The 2,879-nt window shown below is 72.6% G+C and carries 5 protein-coding genes; 1 reads left to right on the top strand and 4 read right to left on the bottom strand.

The window, feature by feature from the left end:
- The 4 genes from SACSA_RS0112180 to SACSA_RS0112165 all read right to left on the bottom strand — a co-directional run.
- The coding region (locus SACSA_RS0112180) for a glycosyltransferase (RefSeq protein WP_028661812.1) at positions 1-444 on the bottom strand (444 nt) is incomplete at its 3' end.
- Between the two features lie 17 nt (positions 445-461).
- Positions 462-1,406 carry a glycosyltransferase gene (locus tag SACSA_RS0112175; RefSeq protein ID WP_028661811.1) on the bottom strand — a complete coding sequence of 315 codons (945 nt, stop codon included), beginning with the start codon at positions 1,404-1,406 and terminating at the stop codon, positions 462-464.
- A 94-nt stretch (positions 1,407-1,500) separates the two neighbouring features.
- Positions 1,501-1,929: a DUF4383 domain-containing protein gene (locus SACSA_RS0112170; RefSeq protein WP_019816204.1), complete on the bottom strand. Its 429-nt coding sequence runs from the start codon at positions 1,927-1,929 to the stop codon at positions 1,501-1,503.
- Positions 1,930-1,932: 3 nt separating this feature from the next.
- The gene (locus SACSA_RS0112165) at positions 1,933-2,376 is read right to left on the bottom strand and encodes an ATP-binding protein (protein ID WP_028661810.1); all 444 of its coding nucleotides are present in this window, start codon (positions 2,374-2,376) and stop codon (positions 1,933-1,935) included.
- Positions 2,377-2,590: 214 nt separating this feature from the next.
- Here SACSA_RS0112165 and SACSA_RS0112160 point away from each other — a divergent pair.
- Positions 2,591-2,879: phage holin family protein (locus SACSA_RS0112160; protein WP_048876724.1), on the top strand; the 289-nt coding region annotated here is incomplete at its 3' end.

The following is a 2,879-nucleotide window of genomic DNA, read 5'->3' as shown; positions in this document are numbered from 1 at the left end:
CTGCGCCGCCGCTGCCGCGCCGTCGGCCGCGCCACCCCCCGCATCACCGGGAGCCTGCGAGGCCAGGGTCGTCCGTCCGCCCCCGCGAAGCGCCATCAGGGAGGCCAGGCCGGACATCCAGAAGTGGGCGTGGACCACGTCCGGCCGCTCGCCGGCCCACTGGCGGCGCAGGAACGCGGTGAACTCGCCCATGTGCGGCAGCAGCTCGTCCCGGGGCACGTGTCCCGCCGGACCCGCGGGCACGTGCACCACCCGGTAGCCGCCCGGCATGTCCACCGTGTCGGGTGCCTCCCGCGAGTCGCGCCGGGTATAGACGGTGACGTCGTGCCCTGCTCGGCTCAGCCCTGTCGACAGCTCCGCGACGTGGACGTTCTGCCCGCCCGCGTCGCTGCTCCCCAGTGCCGCCAGCGGGCTGGCGTGCTCGGATACCATCGCGATCTTCATGGGGCCTCCCGGAAGGGTCAGGGCAGCAGCCGGTCGAACAGGGCGTCCCACCGGTGCAGAAACGTGTCGAGTCCGAAGTGGGCCAGCGCGTGTTCGCGGGCCGCCTTGCCCAGTCGCGCGGCGAACTCGGGCTGCGCGCACAGCGTTTCGACCGCGGAGGTGAGCCGGGCGAGGTCGGTCGAGACCACCCCGGCATCCTCCGGCACCGCCGTCGCGGCCTCGGTCGAGGCCACCGCCACCACCGGCATGCCCAGGTGCATCGCCTCGATCAGCGAAAGGCCCAGCGAGGTCCAGCGCGCCGTGTGCACGTAGACACGCCTGCGCGCCATGTGCTCGTGCAGGCGCTCCTGCGGCAGGTCCCCGACGCACCGCACTCCCGGTGTGGTGACCCCCTCCAGTCCCATGCCGTAGAGGTCCACGGGCGCGACCCGGCCGAACGCGCCGAGAAGGTCCGCTCCCACGATGCGGTTCCTGCGTACCGGTTCGTTGATGAGCACGGCGGCGCGTGCCAGTTCCCCGGTGTAGTGATGCCCCGGATCCACGACGCCGTGGTCGATGACGACCGTGGGAGCGTCGCCGTTGTCCCACATCAACTCGTTGAAGTGGGTGACGTGCACGATCGGGATGTCGGTCCGGTCGGCGAGCGGGTGGCGGCTGGTGGCGGCGTGCTCGCGGGGCGTGTTGTGCTCGACGTACACGGCGGGGACGTCCCGCCCCGGGCGCCTTCCCAGCCACCGCTCGGCGAGGTCGAGCTCCTCGGGCCGCTGGAGCACGACGGCGTCCACTTCGGCATCCCGCAGCCGGGTGTGCGGCACCTCCACCGCCGTGTCGGGCCAGTCCCGCCCGCACCGGCCGCGTCCCCACGGACCACGGTCGTCCACTGTGGGCAGTAGATAGGTGTGCCCGCCGCGCACGAACGCGGTCGTCCACGAGCCGTGCACGTGCCACAGGAGCAACCTCATGACGGACGAGTTGCCCGGCACGCGCGCACGCTAAACCGCTCGACGGCACCCCGGTCGCGCTGGTCACCGGCTGTATACCCGCGACGGCGGGTGCTCACGCGCGGTGGGCGGGGCGGACCGGCATCAGGCACAGCCCCAGCCCGAGCAGCGCGGAACACCCGTACAACCACACGTTTCCCGCCGTGACGTTGGCGAGGTTGCCCAGCGGCGACACCGTGACCGCCAGGATGCCGTAGGCGGTCAGCCCCGTGAACCCGAAGAAGGCCATCCAGCCGAACGCGCGTGTGGTGGTCTCGGAGCGCGCGGCGAGCACGCCGAGCACGCCCACGCCGGTGTGGCCGATGTTGACCAGTGCGCTGATGCCGAAGACCCACAGCGAGCGGGACGAGTCCACACCCATCCCGCCTTCCACCGCGAGGAAACCGGCGAGCCCAATGGCGAGGTACCAGACGCCGGTCACCAGGGCCGCCGCCCGCAGCATCCAGGGCGCGGGCCGCAGGTCGCCGAGGGAGGCCGCTGTCACGGACTACCGCCCTGGTCTGCGGGCGAACTGCTTGGCGAAGTCGATGTGCACCACTCGGTCGGTGCCGCGTTGTGGGTCGGACTCGTAGCGCCACGCGGAGACGGAGTCGGTGATGGTGTCGAGCACCCGCCAGCCGAAGCTGCGCGGACTGGGCACGCCGCCGCCGCTCGTGGTCGCCGAGACGGCCACGCGCAGCGTGCCGAAGGAGACCGTCAGGCGGCAGGTGAGCAGTGCGCCCGGCACGGACCCCTCGATCAGGCTCGTGCACGCCTCGTCGACGGCGACGGTGATGTCGGTGACTTCGTCGGCGCCGAACCTCTCCCGCACCGCGACCGCGTGGGCGATGGCACGGACCAGCACGAGCTGTTCCGCGTCGGCCGGGACGCGCAGCTCGACGGGGCCCGCGCAGTTCGGGCCCAGCCAGTCCGCAAGCTCCAGTGTTCGCATGATGCCGCCCGAGTACCCGAGCCCCGACGGTCCACACCCACCGGTGGTCACCCGGACGAGGGGTCGTGTTCGTCCCCGTCCCGGCGAGGGAGCCGGTGACACTCGCTCCCCGCGAGGTTTGTCCGGCCGAGGTCGCGGGCACACCGTCGCCAGCGACGTCAGCGCCACTGGCGCGGCATCGGCCGCGCGGCGGACGCGACGAACGGAGGTGGCCGTGGTCTACGACGAGCAGCGGGACGCCCTGGTGGGCGAGCGGTCGATGGCGCAGCTGGTCAACGATCTGTCCGCGCAGACGAGCAGGCTGGTCCGCGACGAGATGATGATCGCCGTCGCGGAGATGAAGGCCAAGGGCAAGCGGGTCGGGCTCGGCGCCGGACTGGCCGGAGCCGGCGGGCTGCTGGCGTTCTACGGCACCGCCGTGCTCATCGTCGCGGCCGTGCTGGCACTGGCGCTGGTCCTGCCCGGCTGGGCCGCCGCCCTGATCGTCGGCGGGGCGCTGATGC

This window comes from Saccharomonospora saliphila YIM 90502 (assembly GCF_000383795.1).
In the GTDB taxonomy this organism is placed as follows: Bacteria; Actinomycetota; Actinomycetes; order Mycobacteriales; family Pseudonocardiaceae; genus Saccharomonospora; species Saccharomonospora saliphila.
This window is presented reverse-complemented; position numbering and strand designations above follow the sequence as displayed.

Excerpts from the sequence above, each read along its gene's own strand:
- SACSA_RS0112165 (WP_028661810.1), bottom strand. The coding sequence starts at position 2,376 with ATGCGAACACTGGAGCTTGCGGACTGGCTGGGCCCGAACTGCGCGGGC.
- SACSA_RS0112175 (WP_028661811.1), bottom strand. The coding sequence starts at position 1,406 with ATGAGGTTGCTCCTGTGGCACGTGCACGGCTCGTGGACGACCGCGTTC.